We start from the raw sequence: 14,732 nt of genomic DNA on the forward strand, positions 1-14,732 counted from the left end.
GCTGGCGTGCTGCGGCGGCCGGATCGTTGATCGCAAAGACTTCGGCGCAGGGGCCTGAAGGATGACCCGACCGCGCCGCCCCGCGCCTTGAACGCGGGACGGCGCCTTGGCCGTCGGCAGATCGCCCCCTTGCCGCGACGGCCCGTCCCGGCCGATGCGGGAATGCATATCACGCAGCCCGCCTTCGGCTGGCATATGCGCCAAGGAGCGCGTTAACCCACCGGGATCGCTTATCTTTTAAAAAGAACTGTTCAGTTTTTCCGCTTGTCATGATGCTCATATCTTTTAGACAAAATTGGTCGGCGCCCTGTTGGCCCGATACTGCGCGTCGCGGCTCTTGACGGATCGCCCCGGCCTTGGGGCCGGCAATGCCGATCCCAGCGATGGTCTTCGTCTGCCTGGAAGCCGGACACGCGGGGTAACCGATTACGCGGCCCCCGGCAGGGGCTCGTATCTGAGTGGTGAGTGTTAAAATGTCTTTCAATCATGCCGGCGACAATCATTGCGGTCCCGCCGGACCCGACTGCGAGAAGATGATCTTCCTGGGAAAGCTTCCCGACATGGACCCCTGGGAGCTGGTCCCCGGCGCCGGAAGGGCCAGCACGATATTGGCCGGCGCCAGCTTCGGATCGCAGGCGGACCCGCTGTCGCGCCAGCTAGTCGAGGTCAGCGCCGTGGACCTGGACCAGGACGGCATCATCCGCACCAACGGCCCCTTCGGCTTTCTGGCCGAGCCGATCCGCCACGATGCCGACGGCGACGGCAATATCGCCAGCTACAAGGTCGACTCGACCTTCGTCGTCAAGAACACCGCCGTCACCTTCGCCAATCCCGACGGCAGCCAGGAGACGCTGGTCCTGCCGGTCCGCATCATGCAGGACACCGCCGGCAACGCCTTCCTGATGCCGCCGCCCAAGGGCGCCTCGCTGCAAGAGGTCGAGGCGCTGACCACGCGGCCCATCGTCTCGGTCTCGTTTCCCGCCGGGGCCGGCAATTACGCGCTGGACTACCACGGCATCTTCACCGACCGGCATTGCTTTCCCTGTTTCGTCCGCGGAACGCTGATCGAAACCGAACAGGGGCCGCGGCCGGTCGAGGAACTGACCCCCGGCATGCTGGTCGTGACCAGCGACAACGGCTTGCAGCCGGTGCGCTGGATCGGCTCGCGCGTGCTGGGCAGCAAGGCGCTGGACGCCAGTCCCAACCTGCGCCCGATCCGCATCAGGGCCGGCGCGCTCGGCAAGGGGCTGCCCTTGCGCAACCTGGTCGTCTCGCCCCAGCACCGGGTGCTGGTGCGTTCCAGAATCGCGCTGAAGATGTTCGGCACGCCCGAGGTTCTGGTCGCCGCCAAGCAGCTTTTGCAGANCGGCATCGACATCGCCGACGACCTGCCCTCGGTCGAATATTTCCACTTCCTCTTCGACCAGCACGAGATCGTCCTGTCCGAGGGCGCCGAGACCGAATCGCTTCATACCGGGCCCGAGGCGCTGAAATCCGTCGGCCGCCAGGCCCAGGCCGAGATCTTTGCGCTTTTCCCCGAATTGCGCGACCGGCCCGAGGACGAGGTGCCGGTGGGCGCGCGCGTTCTGGCCTCGGGCCGGATGGGGCGCAAGCTGGCCGTGCGCCACGCCCAGCATCGCAAGACCCTGGTGCAATAGCCAAGGCGGGGTCGCCAGGAACCTGAGCCGGCCCCGGCCGGCCTTTTTCCATCCGCCCGCAGGCCGGGCATGGGCCGCGATCCCGGCGGCGCCTGCCGCGGGCAAGCAAGGCCACCGGACCCGCAGGACGGCGGGTGGATCTGCCCCGCCCCCGCGGGGCGGAGCGATTGCGCAGGCCGGTCGATCTTGCGGCCCGCGCGGGCTTCCCCTACATCTTGCAGAACAAAGAAAGGATCCGCCATGGCGATGGAAGCCCAGGATATAGAAGCCCTGATCCGCGCTGCATTTCCGCATGCCAAGATCACGATCACCGACCTTGCCGGGGACGGAAACCACTATGCCGCCGAGGTGATCGACGAAAGCTTCCGCGGCCAGAATCGCGTTCAGCAGCAACGTGCCGTCTATGCGGCGCTGCAGGGCCATATGGACGGCCCCAACGGCGCGCTGCATGCCCTTGCGCTGACCACCAAGGCACCCGACTAAGATCAACCGCAAGCGTCGCGACCAGGCGGCGCTTCAGCAAGGACCGGACGAAATGACCGATGCACGCCAGCAAATCCAGGAGACGATCGACGCAGACGATGTCGTCCTGTTCATGAAAGGCACCAAGGAGATGCCCCAATGCGGCTTTTCAAGCCGCGTGGCCGGGGTTCTGAACTACATGAACGTCCAGTATCGCGACGTGAACGTGCTGGCCGACGAGACGATCCGCCAGGGCATCAAGGATTTCTCGGACTGGCCGACCATCCCGCAGCTTTACGTCAAGGGCGAGTTCGTGGGCGGCTGCGACATCGTCACCGAGATGACGCTTTCGGGCGAACTCGACCAGCTGTTCGACAAGGCCGGCGTGACCTATGACAAGGATGCCGCCAATAAGATCCGCGAAGCGAACGCCTGAGCGCGGGCGCAGCCGACGCGACAGGAAAAAAGACCCCGCCGGCGGCGGGGTCTTTTGTTGTCAATGGGTTGCGGGACGATCCTCAATAGGGATCTTCGCTCCAATCCTCGGCCTCTTCCCAGTCCGGCTCGTCGCGGTGGCGCCAGTGCTGCAGGCGCGAGGCCAGGGTCATCCCCACCGCAAAGGCGCCGATCAGCGGCGCGACGGCCGCCGCCCGCGACTGCGAGGCGCCCTGGACCTGCCCGGCGACGCGGCGCAGCGTATCGGGCGGCAGGCCCAGCGTGTCGACGGCGCTTTCGCCCGCCCGGCGCGCGGCGCCATAGACGCTCGCCTCGGCGCGGTCGGCCATCCGGTCCGCCTTGTAGGCCAGGCTGTCGGTCAGCGAATGCACCCGCTGCTCGGCCTGGTCGATCAGCTGGCCGGCCTTTTGCGAGGCGCGCTCCAACGCCGCATCCGCGGCGCCGGTGGCTTTTTCGACGGCCATGTCGGCGGCCAGCATCAGCCGCTGCTCGACCTCGGCCTTCAGCTCGTCGGTGGTGGGGACGGGATGGCGTTCCTTGCGCGCCATCAGCATCACCGCCAGCCCGACCAGCACGAAGCCCAGGCCGATCGCCAGCGAGGCGCCAAGCGCCCCCCAGCCCAGGTGATCGGCCAGCCAGGTCCACAGCGCCGCCAGCAGGAACCCCGCCCCGATCAGCAGGGCCGCGCCTGCCCCGGCCGACAGGCCGGCGCGGCGCAGCCTGTCGGTCAGGGCGAGTTGGAGTTTCCTGGTATAGTCGAACATCCGCCGAGACTCAGCGCCGTGCGATGATCAGGCCCAGCAGGAAGCCGATGCCGGCCGCGATCCCCAGCGCCTGCGCCGGGTTGCGCCGCACCATGCCCGAGACCTCGTCGTAATATTCCTCGGCATGGGCCGCGACCTCATGCGCCTGCCGTTCGCCCTGCCGGTAAAGCCGGCGGGCTTCGTCGCGGGCGCGCTCGGCATATTCATGGCCCCGCTCGCGGACGGTTTCGGCATATTCGGCGCCGCGGCGCTTGGCGTCCTCGACGAATTCGGCGCCTTTCTCGCGCGCGGTCTCGTAAAGCTCGGCGCCCTTCTCGCGGGCGGTCTCATAGGCTGCGCTGGCCTCGTCGGCGGCGCGGCTGGCGTGGCGGCCTACATCGTCAGCGGCCTCGCGCGCCTTGGCTTTCAGTTCATCGGCGGTGGCTTCGTGGTTCGCCATGATCTTGTCCTTTCGCAGGGCTGTATCGGTTTCGGAAAAGCAAACCCCGAAACCCGCAGATCGTTCCCGGACCGGCCGCGATTTCCTGCCCGCAGCGTCAAAGTGCCGCGTCAAAGGCGGAAACCAGCCGCGCCACCGTGCCCTCGACATCCTTGAGCTTGTCGAGCCCGAAAAGCCCGATGCGGAAGCTGCGGAATCCCTCGCCCTCGCCGACCTGCAGGGGCACGCCCGCGGCGATCTGGTAGCCGGCGGCCAGGAACTTGCGCCCGGTCGAGATCTCGGGGTCGTCGATATGGCAGACCACCACCCCCGGCGCGGCAAAGCCCTCGGCCGCGACCGAGCGCAGCCCGCGCCGCGCCAGCTCCGAGCGCACCGCATCGCCCAGCCGCCATTGCGCCTCGCGCGCCGCCTCGAGGCCGAAGGCGCGCGTCTCGTCCATCGCATCGCGCAGGCCCAGCAGCGCATCCGTCGGCAGCGTGGCGTGATAGGCATGGCCGCCGTCCTCATAGGCCTTCATGATCGCACGCCATTTCTTCAGGTCCAGCGCGAAGCTGTCGCTGACCGTGGTCTCCAGCCGCTCGATCCCGCGCGGGGACAGCATCACCATCCCGGTCGAGGGCGAGGCCGACCAGCCCTTTTGCGGCGCCGAGATCAGCACGTCCACGCCGGTCTGGCGCATGTCGACCCAGATCGCGCCCGAGGCGATGCAGTCCAGCACCATGATCGCGCCCACCTCATGCGCGGCATCGGCCAGCGCCTTGATATAGTCGTCGGGCAGGATCATGCCCGCCGCCGTCTCGACATGCGGGGCAAAGACGGCATCGGGGCGGGTGTCGCGGATCTTTTCCACCACTTCCTCGATGGCGGCGGGGGCAAAGGGGGCGCGGGGCTCGTTGCCCTGCGGCCGCGCCATCATCACCGTGGTCTGGCGCGCGAAACCGCCCGCCTCGAAGATCTGGCTCCAGCGATAGCTGAAAAAGCCGTTCCTGACGATCAGCGCATGGGCGTCGCGGCCGAACTGGCGCGCCACGGCTTCCATGGCGCAGGTGCCGCCGCCGGGGACCAGCGCCACCGCGTCGGCGCCATAGACCTCGCGCAGCGTGGCCGAGATGTCGCGCATGACGCCCTGGAATTTCTGCGACATGTGGTTGAGCGAGCGGTCGGTGAAGACGACCGAGAATTCCTGCAATCCCTCGGGGTCCACATCGGGGCGAAGTCCGGGCATGGCCGATCCTTTCTGCTGGTTTTGCGGCAGCCTAGCGCGCCCTCGCCCACACGGCCAGCCCTACCGAAGCGGCAGCCCGCAGCAGCCCCTTGCCGGCCGCGCCGCGCCCGACTAGCTTCAGGGGGAACAACCGACAGGCCAGTCACCATGCGTATCGGCATTCTCAAATGCGGCCAATCGCCCGAGGAACTTCGCGGCGATCTGGGCGACTATGACACCATGTTCGAGCGGCTCCTTGCCGGGCGGGGCTTCGATTTCACCAGCTATCACGTTGAAAGGATGGAGTTCCCGCCGGATGTCCACGCGGCCCAGGGCTGGCTTCTGACCGGCTCGCGCCATGGCGTCTACGAGGATCATCCCTTCATCCCGCCGCTCGAGGAGTTCATCCGCACCGCCTATGCCCGGCATGTGCCGCTGGTCGGCATCTGCTTTGGCCACCAGATCATCGCCCAGGCGCTTGGCGGCACGGTGACGAAGCATCCCGGCGGCTGGGCGGTCGGCGCGCATGACTACGATTTCGGCGGCGAAAAGGTCACGCTGAACGCCTGGCACCAGGACCAGGTCGTCGCCCTGCCCAGGGATGCGCAGATCGTCGCGCGAAACGAGTTCTGCGAAAACGCCGCGCTGGTCTATGAGGATCGCGCCTTTACCGTGCAGGCCCACCCCGAGTTCGACGACGCCTTCATCCAGGGGCTGATCGAGCATCGCGGCCGCGGCGCGGTGCCCAAGCCGCTGCTGGACCAGGCCCGCGCCCGCATGGGCACCCCGCGGCAATCGCCGGGCATCGCCGACCGGATCGAGGCCTTCTTCAAGGCGCCGCGCGCCTTCAGCGCAGTAATCCGGCAGGGGGCCGCATGAGACCGCATTGGATCGAGGAAACCCCGCAGGCCGCCCAGGACTATGTCGCCGGGCGGCGGCTGGACGAGGTGGAATGCATCGTCGCCGACATCGCCGGGGTGGCGCGGGGCAAGGCCATGCCCGCCTCGAAATTCGCGCATCAGGAACGGTTCTACCTGCCGAACTCGATCTTCCTGCAGACCATCACCGGGGATTGGGCCGACAACCCCTCGGGCGCCTTCACCGAGCCGGACATGATCCTGACGCCGGATTTCTCGACCGCGACGGCGGCGCCCTGGACGGCGGACGTGACCTTGCAGGTCATCCACGACGTCTCGGACCAGTCCGGCAACCCGGTGCCCATCGCGCCGCGCAACGTGCTGAAACGGGTGGTCGATCTTTACCGGCAGCGCGGCTGGCGGCCCATCGTCGCGCCCGAGATGGAGTTCTTCCTGGTCGCGCGCAACATCGACCCGAACCAGCCGATCATGCCGCCCATGGGCCGCACCGGCCGCCGCGCCGCCGCCAAGCAGGCCTATTCCATGTCCGCGGTGGACGAATACGGCAAGGTCATCGACGACATCTACGACTTCGCCGAAGCCCAGGGCTTCGAGATCGACGGCATCCTGCAGGAAGGCGGCGCCGGCCAGGTCGAGATCAACCTCAACCACGGCGACCCGGTCGCCCTGGCCGACCAGATCTTCTATTTCAAGCGGCTGATCCGCGAGGCGGCGCTGCGCCACGACTGCTTCGCCACCTTCATGGCCAAGCCCATCGAGGGCGAGCCGGGCAGCGCCATGCATATCCACCACTCGGTCGTCGGCATCGGCGACGGGCGCAACATCTTTTCCGACGAGCAGGGCCGCGAGACGCCGGCCTTCATGCATTTCATCGCCGGCATGCAGAAGCACCTGCCGGCGGCGGTGGCGCTGCTGGCGCCCTATGTCAACAGCTATCGCCGCTATGTTCCTGATTTCGCGGCGCCGATCAACCTGGAATGGGGGCGCGACAACCGAACCACCGGGCTGCGGGTGCCGATCTCGAAACCGGAATCGCGGCGGGTCGAGAACCGGCTGGCGGGCATGGATTGCAACCCCTACCTGGGCCTGGCCGCCAGCCTCGCCTGCGGCTACCTGGGGCTGGCCGAGGCCGAGGCGCCGCGCGCCGAATGCCTGGGCGACGCCTATATGTCCGAGGACGAGTTGCCCTATAACCTGGGCGACGCGCTGGACCTGATGGACGAGAGCGCGCCGATGCGCGAGGTGCTGGGCTCGGAGTTCATCGACGTCTACCAGGCGGTCAAGCGCAACGAATACAAGGAGTTCCTGCAAGTCATCAGCCCCTGGGAGCGCGAGCATCTGCTGCTGAACGTATAGAGCCGGGCACGGCCTGGCCTTGGCGCGCCGTCGGAATGGGTATTTGGACAACGAAGAAGGCCGAGGGGATGAACCTGCTGTTTTCCAATGATCGGCCGGGGGAGTATCCGCCGAGCCTTTATGCCGCGACCCGCGATCCGCTGCCTGCCTTCCCCGAGCAGCGGGGCGAGGCGCGCGCCGATGTCGTGGTGGTGGGCGCCGGCTATACCGGCTTGTCGGCTGCGCTGCACCTGGCCGAGGCGGGCCGCGACGTGGTGGTGCTGGAGGCGCATCGCGTGGGCTTCGGCGCCTCGGGGCGCAATGGCGGCCAGATCGGCTCGGGGCAGCGGCTGGAGGTGGACGAACTGGAGCGGATGGCCGGGATCGAGGCGGCGCATCGGTTGTGGGACATGGCCGAGGAGGCCAAGCGCCTGACCCGCGATCTGGCGGCGCGCGCCGGGGTGCCGGTCGCCTGTGGCATCGCCCATGCCTTTCGCAAGCCCGCCGAGCTGGACCATGCCCGCGCCATGATCGACAGGCTGGCGCGCGACTACGGCTATGATCGGATCGAGGCGCTGGAGCGCGACGCCTTTCGCGCGCTGGTGCCCTCGGACGCCTATGTCGCCGGCGAGCTGGACCATGGCGCGGGGCATCTGCATCCGCTGAACCTGGCCATCGGCATGGCGCGGCTGGCGGATGCGGCCGGCGCGAAGATCCGCGAGTTGAGCCATGTCCACCACATCCGCCACGCCCGCCGCGCCGGTGAAAAGAGCATCGTCCAGACCGGCAAGGGCCGGGTGATCTGCGACCATGTCATCCTGGCGGGCAATGGCTATCTGGGCAATCTGGACACCCATGTCGCCGCCCGCGTCATGCCGATCAACAATTTCATCGTCGCGACCGAGCCCCTGGGGCCGCGCGCGGCCGAGGTGCTGACCCAGCCCATCGGCGTGCATGACACCAAGTTCGTGGTGAACTACTGGCGGCTCGACCCCGAGGGGCGGCTGATCTTCGGCGGCGGCGAGAATGTCAGCTATCGCTTTCCCGCCGACATCGCCGCCAAGGTGCGCAAGCCGCTGCTGGAGATCTATCCCGGCCTTGCCGACGTCAGGCTGACCCATGCCTGGGGCGGCACGCTGGCGATCACCATGAACCGCATGCCCTGCTTTGCCCGGCCGGCGCCGAATTGCCTGTCGGCCAGCGGCTATTCCGGCCATGGGCTGGCGCTGGCCAATCTTGCCGGCAAGCTGATGGCGCAGGCGGTTCAGGGGCAGGCCGAGGGGTTCGACACCATGGCCGCCCTGCCCTCGCCCGCCTTTCCCGGCGGCGCGGCGCTGCGCTGGCCGCTGCTGGTCGCCGGCATGGGCTGGTATTCGCTGCGCGACCGGCTGGGCTTCTAGCGCTTTTCCGCCAACTCGCGGTCGCGCCGGGCCTTGGCGCGGGCGATGCGCTCGGCCATCTGCTTTTCGCGGTGGCGGTGATAGGCCTTGATCAGCGGCACGGTCAGGTAATGCGCCGCGACCGAGACCGCGATTCCGGGCAGCACGCCCCCCACCGCATAGGGCAGGAAGATCTGCTCGTTGAATTGCAAAAGCTGGTCCCAATGCGCCGTGCGCTCCGCACTGAGCGGCGCGAGCAGGTTGTTCCACAGCTCGCTGCCGGCGCGGGTGAATTCGTCAAAGATCAAGTGCGGGGTAAACCGGCCCTCGACCCCCAGCATCCAGCGCCCCAGCCCCACCGAGGTCAGCGCGATGAAGGGCGTGGTCAGCGGGTTGCCGACGAAGGTGCCCAGAAGCGCCGCCAGGATATTGCCGCGGATCAGCCAGGCCAGCGCCGCAGCCCCCATGAAGTGAAAGCCGAAGAAGGGCGTGAAGGAAATGAAGATGCCGCAGGCCCAGCCGCGCGCCACCCGATGCGGCTGGTCCGGCAGGCGGCGCAGCCGGTGCAGCACGTATTTCGACGCCCGCTTCCAGCCCGAGCGCGGATAGAACATCTCGGTCCACATCTGAGCATAGCTCAGCGGCTTGCGTCTTTTGAACATGCCGGCCGCGCCTCAGCTTATATGGGCGGAAGGATCGCGGATGCGCGAGACCTGGGCCACGTCGCTTTCGGTTTCCAGCGCGGTCAGCAGCGTGTGCAGATGTTCGCGGTCGCGCAGCTCGACCTCGACCCGCAGGCGATAGAAATCCGGCTTGCGGTCGATGAACTCCAGGTCCGAGATATTCGCCCCCTGCGCGCCGATCAGCGTGCAGATGCGGCCCAGCACCCCGGCGTCGTGGCGGATGGTCAGGGACAGCATGGTGGAATAGGCGGCCGGGTGCTGGCCTTCGCGCCAATGCAGGTCGACCCAGCGTTCCGGGCTTTCCTCGAACTCGGCCAGGACGGGGCAGTCGATGGCATGGATCACCACGCCCTTGCCGCGATAGGTGATGCCGACGATACGCTCGCCCGGCAGCGGGTTGCAGCAGGGGGCGCGGGTGAATTCCTGGTCGGCCGCCAGCCCCGCGACCGCGCGGCGGGCGTCGATCTCGCTGCGCTTTTCGGCAAGTTCGGGATAAAGCGTGGTCAGCACGTCATGGGCCGAGATCTCGGCGCTGCCGATGCGGGCCAGCAGCTCGTCGGTGTCGGGCAGCGCCATGGTCTTGGCCGCGGTGCGCAGCGCCTTGTCGCTGACCTTGCGCCCGACATGTTCGAAGGCCACCCGCACCAGTTCCGATCCCAGCCGGATGAAGCGGGTCCGGTCCTCTTGCCGCAGGCTGCGGCGGATCGCGGCCTTGGCCCGGCCGGTGACGACGATGTCGAGCCAGGTCGCCTGCGGGCGCTGGCCGGAGGCGGCGATGATCTCGACCGACTGCCCGTTCTTGAGCCGCGTCCACAGCGGCACGCGGATGCCGTCCACCTTGGCGCCGACGCAGGACGAGCCCAGCCGGGTATGGATCGCATAGGCGAAATCCAAGGGGGTCGCGCCCTTGGGCAGCGGGATCACATCGCCCTTGGGGGTGAAGCAGAACACCTGGTCGGAATACATTTCCAGCTTCACGTGTTCCAGGAACTCGTCGTGATCCTCTTCGCCGAAACGCTCGGTCAGGCTGGCGATCCATTCGCCCGGATCGACGGCAAAGGGGTTCGCGGTGCGCACCCCGTCGCGATAGGCCCAATGCGCGGCCACGCCCGCCTCGGCCACCTCGTGCATCTGGCGGGTGCGGATCTGCACCTCGACCCGCTTGCCGTCGCGCCCCGAGACGGTGGTGTGGATCGAGCGATAGCCGTTCGCCTTCGGCTGGCTGATGTAATCCTTGAACCGGCCCGGCACCGCGCGCCAGCGGTGGTGGATCACGCCCAGCGTGCGATAGCAGTCGGGTTCCGTCCGGGTAATGATGCGAAAGCCGTAGATGTCCGACAGGCGCGAGAAGGAAAGCTGCTTTTCCTGCATCTTGCGCCAGATGCTGAAGGGGCGCTTGGCGCGGCCATAGACATCGGCCTCGATCCCCTCGCGTTCCAGCTCGGCGCGGATGTCGGCGGTGATCTTGGGGATCACGTCGCCGGATTCGCGCTGCAGGCTGACGAAGCGGCGGATGATCGAATTGCGCGCCTCGGGGTTGATGACCTTGAAGGCCAGGTCTTCCAGCTCCTCGCGCATCCATTGCATGCCCATGCGGCCGGCCAGCGGCGCATAGATGTCCATGGTCTCGCGCGCCTTTTGCTGCTGCTTGTCCGGGCGCATGGACTTGATCGTCCGCATATTGTGCAGGCGGTCGGCCAGCTTGACCAAAATCACGCGAAGATCGCGCGACATCGCCATGAAAAGCTTTCGAAAATTCTCGGCCTGCTTGGAATGCGCGCCGGAAAGCTGCAGGTTGGTCAGCTTGGTCACGCCATCGACCAGATCGGCGATCTCGCGGCCGAAGATCTGCGCCACCTCGGCCCAGGTCGAGCGCGTGTCCTCGATCGTGTCGTGCAGAAGCGCGGTGACGATGGTCGCATCGTCCAGCCGCATCTCGGTCAGGATGGCGGCGACGGCGACGGGATGGGTGAAATAGGGTTCGCCCGAATGGCGGAACTGGCCTTCGTGCATGCGACGCCCGTATTCATAGGCGTCGCGGATCAGTTCGGCATTGGTGCGCGGGTTGTAGTTGCGGATCAGCGCGATGAGGTCTTCGACGTCGATCATGATGGGCCGAAGACCTTTGGATTCAGTTCCTGCCTTGCGCTTCCAGCATCATGCGCAGCATGCGCTCTTCCGATTCCTCGTCGGCAGGCTTGGGACGGTCCATCTCGGCGCCCAGCAGCAGGGCCATCGCGTCCTCTTCGGGCTCGTCGACCTCGATCTGGGTCTGATGCGCCTCGATCATGCGCTCGCGCAGATCGTCCACGGGCTGGGTTTCGTCGGCGATCTCGCGCAGCGCCACGACGGGGTTCTTGTCATTGTCGCGATCGACGGTCAGCGGGCTGCCCGCGGCGATTTCACGCGCGCGATGGGACGCCAGCATCACCAGGTCAAAACGGTTCGGAACCTTATCGACGCAATCTTCGACTGTAACGCGGGCCATCGGTCAACCTTATCAGCTGGAATCGGGGTGCAGGGGGCGAGGCCGGATATTTGGGCGCCCGCGACGGAAATGTCAAGCACTTGCGGGCCGCATCCCCGCCAGCGCCTCGGGCGGAAGCGCCGCCAGCATCTGCGCCACGCTGAGCCCAAGGCGCGGATGCACCCAGTCCGGCGCGATCTCGGCCAGGGGTGCCAGGACGAAGCCGCGGTCCTGCATCCGGGGATGGGGCAGGATCAGGCCCTGGGGGGCATGCAGCGGCTGTTCCTGCGGCGGCAGGCCGCGCCAATGGTCCTGCACGGCGGCATCGGGCAGCACCAGATCGCCATGGGCCAGCAGGTCCAGGTCCAGCCCGCGGGCCTGCCAGCGCGCGCCGTCGCGGCTGCGGCCCAGTTCGGCCTCGATTTCGTGCAATTCGCGCAGCAGTTGTTCGGGCGGCATGACGCAGCGGAAAGACGCCGCCGCATTCACATAATCGGGACCGGAACCTGCCGGAAAGGCTGGGGTAAACCAGAAGCGGCTGAAGGCCACCGGCACAACCTGCGGTAATTGCGAGATCTTTTGCAAGGCGAAACGCAGGCTCTGCGAGGGCGAACCTGCCGAACTAGGCAGGTTTGCACCCAGGGCAACGAGGACTAAGTTCGCTTTCTGACTTTGGTTTCGAGACATCTCGGGGGAATCGTGTTTTACAAGGACGACCGGCTGGCGTTGTTCATTGACGGGTCGAATCTTTATGCTGCGGCAAAGTCGCTGGGCTTCGACATCGACTACAAGCTGCTGCGGCAGGAATTCGAACGGCGCGGCAAGCTGGTCCGCGCCTATTATTATACGGCATTGCTGGAGAACGAGGACTACTCACCGATCCGCCCGCTGGTCGATTGGCTGCATTACAACGGCTATTCCATGGTGACGAAACCCGCGCGCGAATATACCGACGCGCTGGGGCGCCGCAAGGTCAAGGGCAACATGGATGTCGAGTTGGTCATCAACGCCATGGAGCTGGCGCCGCGGCTGGATCATGCGGTGCTGTTTTCCGGCGACGGCGACTTCCGGCCGCTGGTCGAGGCGCTGCAGCGCCAGGGCGTGCGGGTCTCGGTGGTCTCGACCATGCGCAGCCAGCCGCCGATGATCGCCGACGAATTGCGCCGGCAGGCGGACAATTTCATCGAACTGGACGCGCTGCGCGACATCATCGGCCGCCCGCCGCGCGAGCCCGCCCCGCAGGAAAGCTGACCCGGCAAAGCTGCCCCGGCACGGGGCCTGCACCATCGACGCCTGACAGCGGCCTGCCACGCGCCTAGCGTTCGGTCAGCTTCAGCTCGATGCGGCGATTGCGGGCACGGGCCTCGGGCGTGTCGCCCTGCGCCACCGGGCGGGTATCGGCAAAGCCGGCAGGCGCCAGGCGGGTTGCCGGAAAGCCCAGATCGTCCACCATGTAGCGCACCACCGCCAGCGCGCGCGCCTGGCTCAGTTCCCAGTTGTCGCGATAGCGCCCCAGCCCCGAAAGCGGCACGTCGTCGGTATGGCCGTCGACGCGGATCATCCAGCCAATCTCGGGCGGGATCTCGGCCGAGATCTGTCCCAGCATCTCTGCCACCCGCGCGATCTGCGCCTGGCCTTCGGGCGACAGCGTCGCCTCGCCCGGCGCGAACAGCACTTCCGAGGAAAAGACGAAGCGATCGCCCACCACCTGCACGCCCTCGCGACCGGCCAGGATCTGCGACAGACGGCCGAAGAACTCCGAGCGATAGCGCGCCAGATCCTTGGCCTCGGCCTCGGCCTTGCTGCGCGCGTCCTCTTCCAGCGCGCGGCGCTTGCGCTCCTCTTCGGCGGCGCGCAGCAGGGCGACGTTCAGCTGCCGGCCCAGATCCTCGGCGCGCAGGTCGGCCTCGCGACGCTCGTCTCCGGCGGCGTCCAGCACCGCGCGCAGGCTGCCCAGCTGGTCGTTGAGCCGCGCGACCTGCTGGTTCAGCGCGGCCAGCCGGCGCTGGTCCTCGACCGTCAGCGCCTCCTGCTCGGACAGCTCCTGCCGGGCCAGGGCCAGCAGGGCGGCCTGTTTCTCGGCCTCGCTGGCCTGGGCCTCGGCCTGCTCGCCCAGCTGCTTCTTGGCGGCCTCGGCGGCGGCCAGCAGGGTCAGGGTTTCCTCGGCCTCCTTGCGCGCCGCCTCCAGCTCCAGCGTGGCGGCGTCCAGTTCCGCATCCGACCTGGCCAGCCGCTCGCGCAGCGCCTCGGCGGCGGCGGCATCGGCCAGCCGCGCGGCCTCGGTCTCGTCCAGCTGCTGCCGCGTTTCGGTGTTCTGGCGCCGCAAGTCGCCTATCAGCGCCTCCAGCGCCTCGCGCCGGGCGGCGGCAAGGCGCGCCGCCTCGGTCTGTGCGTCGATCTCGGCCCGCGCGGAAGCCACCGCCTGTTCGGAACGCCGCAGCCGGTCGCGCTCGGCCGCCAGGTCGCGGTCCAGCGAGGCCGCCTGCGCCTGCGAGGTGGACAGCGCGTCCGACAGCTCGGCCACCTGGCGGCCAAGCTGGTCCAGCTCGCTGTCCTGGGTGGTGATCTGGTCGCGCAGCACCGATTGCACCAGCAGGAAGATGGTCAGCACGAACATCATGACCATCAGCAGCGCGGTCATCGCATCGACGAATCCCGGCCAGATCGTCGCAGAGAAACGGTTGCCGCCGCCCCGGCTAAGTCCCATCGCCGCGCTCCAGGTTGCGGATCGCGCGGGTCAGCGCCGCCAGGTCGCTGCGCAATTCGGCGATCAGCCCGTCGCGGCCGCTGGCGGTTTCCTCGACCAGCCGGCCCAGCTGCACGTCGATGGAACGCAGCCGCATCCGCGCCTCGGGATCGTCGCCCGCGGCGGCGGCTGCAGCAGCCGGCCGCTGCGCGCCGAGGTCCAGGATGCGCTCCTGCCCCTCGGCCAGCCGCTCCAGGGCGCGGGCCAGCCGGCCGTCCTCGGGCGCGGGGGCTTCGGCAAGCGTCGCCAGCCGGGCCTGGC

The 14,732-nt window shown here is 67.7% G+C and carries 15 protein-coding genes and 1 pseudogene; 7 read left to right on the forward strand and 9 right to left on the reverse strand.

Translation table 11 applies throughout. The features are described 5' to 3' along the window. Positions 1-473: 473 nt before the first annotated feature. From FE811_RS22425 to grxD, 3 genes are all read left to right on the forward strand, one after another. The gene (locus FE811_RS22425; protein ID WP_255469817.1) at positions 474-1,658 is read left to right on the forward strand and encodes a Hint domain-containing protein; all 1,185 of its coding nucleotides are present in this window, start codon (positions 474-476) and stop codon (positions 1,656-1,658) included. A gap of 240 nt (positions 1,659-1,898) precedes the next feature. Next, entirely contained in the window at positions 1,899-2,141 is a 243-nt protein-coding gene (locus FE811_RS22430) for a BolA/IbaG family iron-sulfur metabolism protein (protein WP_024844566.1), read from the forward strand. A 52-nt stretch (positions 2,142-2,193) separates the two neighbouring features. Next, on the forward strand, positions 2,194-2,556 hold the full coding sequence (grxD, locus tag FE811_RS22435) for a Grx4 family monothiol glutaredoxin (RefSeq protein ID WP_036759351.1): 363 nt from the start codon (positions 2,194-2,196) through the stop codon (positions 2,554-2,556). Positions 2,557-2,638: 82 nt separating this feature from the next. On the opposite strand, the gene FE811_RS22440 is transcribed toward grxD, so the two are convergent. From FE811_RS22440 to FE811_RS22450, 3 genes are all read right to left on the reverse strand, one after another. Then, positions 2,639-3,340 carry a phage holin family protein gene (locus tag FE811_RS22440; RefSeq protein ID WP_116222814.1) on the reverse strand — a complete coding sequence of 234 codons (702 nt, stop codon included), beginning with the start codon at positions 3,338-3,340 and terminating at the stop codon, positions 2,639-2,641. A gap of 10 nt (positions 3,341-3,350) precedes the next feature. Continuing rightward, positions 3,351-3,779, reverse strand: a complete 429-nt coding sequence (locus tag FE811_RS22445) for a YqjD family protein (protein WP_036759354.1) — start codon at positions 3,777-3,779, stop codon at positions 3,351-3,353. 97 nt (positions 3,780-3,876) lie between these two features. After that, the gene (locus FE811_RS22450; protein WP_116222815.1) at positions 3,877-5,004 is read right to left on the reverse strand and encodes an aminotransferase class V-fold PLP-dependent enzyme; all 1,128 of its coding nucleotides are present in this window, start codon (positions 5,002-5,004) and stop codon (positions 3,877-3,879) included. Between the two features lie 147 nt (positions 5,005-5,151). On the opposite strand from FE811_RS22450, the gene FE811_RS22455 reads away from it, so the two are divergent. The 3 genes from FE811_RS22455 to FE811_RS22465 all read left to right on the forward strand — a co-directional run bounded on the left by FE811_RS22455 (position 5,152) and on the right by FE811_RS22465 (position 8,596). Beyond that, complete coding sequence (locus FE811_RS22455) at positions 5,152-5,862, forward strand: type 1 glutamine amidotransferase (RefSeq protein WP_116222816.1); 711 nt, start codon at positions 5,152-5,154, stop codon at positions 5,860-5,862. Then, on the forward strand, positions 5,859-7,217 hold the full coding sequence (locus FE811_RS22460; protein ID WP_116222817.1) for a glutamine synthetase family protein: 1,359 nt from the start codon (positions 5,859-5,861) through the stop codon (positions 7,215-7,217). The genes FE811_RS22455 and FE811_RS22460 overlap by 4 nt, the downstream gene beginning before the upstream one ends. Positions 7,218-7,285: 68 nt before the next feature. After that, positions 7,286-8,596, forward strand: coding sequence for an FAD-binding oxidoreductase (locus FE811_RS22465; protein ID WP_116222818.1), 1,311 nt, complete (start codon positions 7,286-7,288; stop codon positions 8,594-8,596). Here the strand turns inward: FE811_RS22465 and FE811_RS22470 are convergent. The 4 genes from FE811_RS22470 to folK all read right to left on the reverse strand — a co-directional run bounded on the left by FE811_RS22470 (position 8,593) and on the right by folK (position 12,412). Further along, on the reverse strand, positions 8,593-9,237 hold the full coding sequence (locus tag FE811_RS22470) for a DUF2062 domain-containing protein (protein ID WP_036759361.1): 645 nt from the start codon (positions 9,235-9,237) through the stop codon (positions 8,593-8,595). The genes FE811_RS22465 and FE811_RS22470 overlap by 4 nt on opposite strands. A 12-nt stretch (positions 9,238-9,249) precedes the next feature. Then, positions 9,250-11,367 (reverse strand): bifunctional (p)ppGpp synthetase/guanosine-3',5'-bis(diphosphate) 3'-pyrophosphohydrolase, encoded by a 2,118-nt coding sequence (locus FE811_RS22475; protein ID WP_036759362.1) that lies wholly within the window; start codon positions 11,365-11,367, stop codon positions 9,250-9,252. Between the two features lie 22 nt (positions 11,368-11,389). Further along, positions 11,390-11,746: a DNA-directed RNA polymerase subunit omega gene (gene rpoZ, locus FE811_RS22480; protein ID WP_024844556.1), complete on the reverse strand. Its 357-nt coding sequence runs from the start codon at positions 11,744-11,746 to the stop codon at positions 11,390-11,392. Between the two features lie 72 nt (positions 11,747-11,818). Beyond that, positions 11,819-12,412 (reverse strand): 2-amino-4-hydroxy-6-hydroxymethyldihydropteridine diphosphokinase, encoded by a 594-nt coding sequence (folK, locus tag FE811_RS22485; RefSeq protein ID WP_084197335.1) that lies wholly within the window; start codon positions 12,410-12,412, stop codon positions 11,819-11,821. Between the two features lie 12 nt (positions 12,413-12,424). On the opposite strand from folK, the gene FE811_RS22490 reads away from it, so the two are divergent. After that, positions 12,425-12,976: an NYN domain-containing protein gene (locus FE811_RS22490; protein WP_036759365.1), complete on the forward strand. Its 552-nt coding sequence runs from the start codon at positions 12,425-12,427 to the stop codon at positions 12,974-12,976. 64 nt (positions 12,977-13,040) lie between these two features. Here the strand turns inward: FE811_RS22490 and FE811_RS22495 are convergent, their stop codons facing one another. Further along, on the reverse strand, positions 13,041-14,432 hold the full coding sequence (locus tag FE811_RS22495) for a peptidoglycan -binding protein (RefSeq protein ID WP_072463839.1): 1,392 nt from the start codon (positions 14,430-14,432) through the stop codon (positions 13,041-13,043). Continuing rightward, positions 14,422-14,732: pseudogene (locus FE811_RS22500) on the reverse strand (hypothetical protein); the annotation flags it as partial. The gene FE811_RS22495 and the pseudogene FE811_RS22500, both read right to left, overlap by 11 nt.

Source organism: Paracoccus sp. FO-3, from assembly GCF_006386455.1.
Lineage (GTDB): Bacteria > Pseudomonadota > Alphaproteobacteria > Rhodobacterales > Rhodobacteraceae > Paracoccus > Paracoccus versutus.

What these genes read in the sequence shown, in the direction of transcription:
- FE811_RS22430 (WP_024844566.1), top strand. Translation starts at nt 1,899, where the DNA reads ATGGCGATGGAAGCCCAGGATATAGAAGCCCTGATCCGCGCTGCATTT.
- grxD (WP_036759351.1), top strand. Translation starts at nt 2,194, where the DNA reads ATGACCGATGCACGCCAGCAAATCCAGGAGACGATCGACGCAGACGAT.
- FE811_RS22440 (WP_116222814.1), bottom strand. Translation starts at nt 3,340, where the DNA reads ATGTTCGACTATACCAGGAAACTCCAACTCGCCCTGACCGACAGGCTG.
- FE811_RS22445 (WP_036759354.1), bottom strand. Translation starts at nt 3,779, where the DNA reads ATGGCGAACCACGAAGCCACCGCCGATGAACTGAAAGCCAAGGCGCGC.
- FE811_RS22450 (WP_116222815.1), bottom strand. Translation starts at nt 5,004, where the DNA reads ATGCCCGGACTTCGCCCCGATGTGGACCCCGAGGGATTGCAGGAATTC.
- FE811_RS22455 (WP_116222816.1), top strand. Translation starts at nt 5,152, where the DNA reads ATGCGTATCGGCATTCTCAAATGCGGCCAATCGCCCGAGGAACTTCGC.
- FE811_RS22460 (WP_116222817.1), top strand. Translation starts at nt 5,859, where the DNA reads ATGAGACCGCATTGGATCGAGGAAACCCCGCAGGCCGCCCAGGACTAT.
- FE811_RS22465 (WP_116222818.1), top strand. Translation starts at nt 7,286, where the DNA reads ATGAACCTGCTGTTTTCCAATGATCGGCCGGGGGAGTATCCGCCGAGC.
- FE811_RS22470 (WP_036759361.1), bottom strand. Translation starts at nt 9,237, where the DNA reads ATGTTCAAAAGACGCAAGCCGCTGAGCTATGCTCAGATGTGGACCGAG.
- FE811_RS22475 (WP_036759362.1), bottom strand. Translation starts at nt 11,367, where the DNA reads ATGATCGACGTCGAAGACCTCATCGCGCTGATCCGCAACTACAACCCG.
- rpoZ (WP_024844556.1), bottom strand. Translation starts at nt 11,746, where the DNA reads ATGGCCCGCGTTACAGTCGAAGATTGCGTCGATAAGGTTCCGAACCGT.
- folK (WP_084197335.1), bottom strand. Translation starts at nt 12,412, where the DNA reads ATGTCTCGAAACCAAAGTCAGAAAGCGAACTTAGTCCTCGTTGCCCTG.
- FE811_RS22495 (WP_072463839.1), bottom strand. Translation starts at nt 14,432, where the DNA reads ATGGGACTTAGCCGGGGCGGCGGCAACCGTTTCTCTGCGACGATCTGG.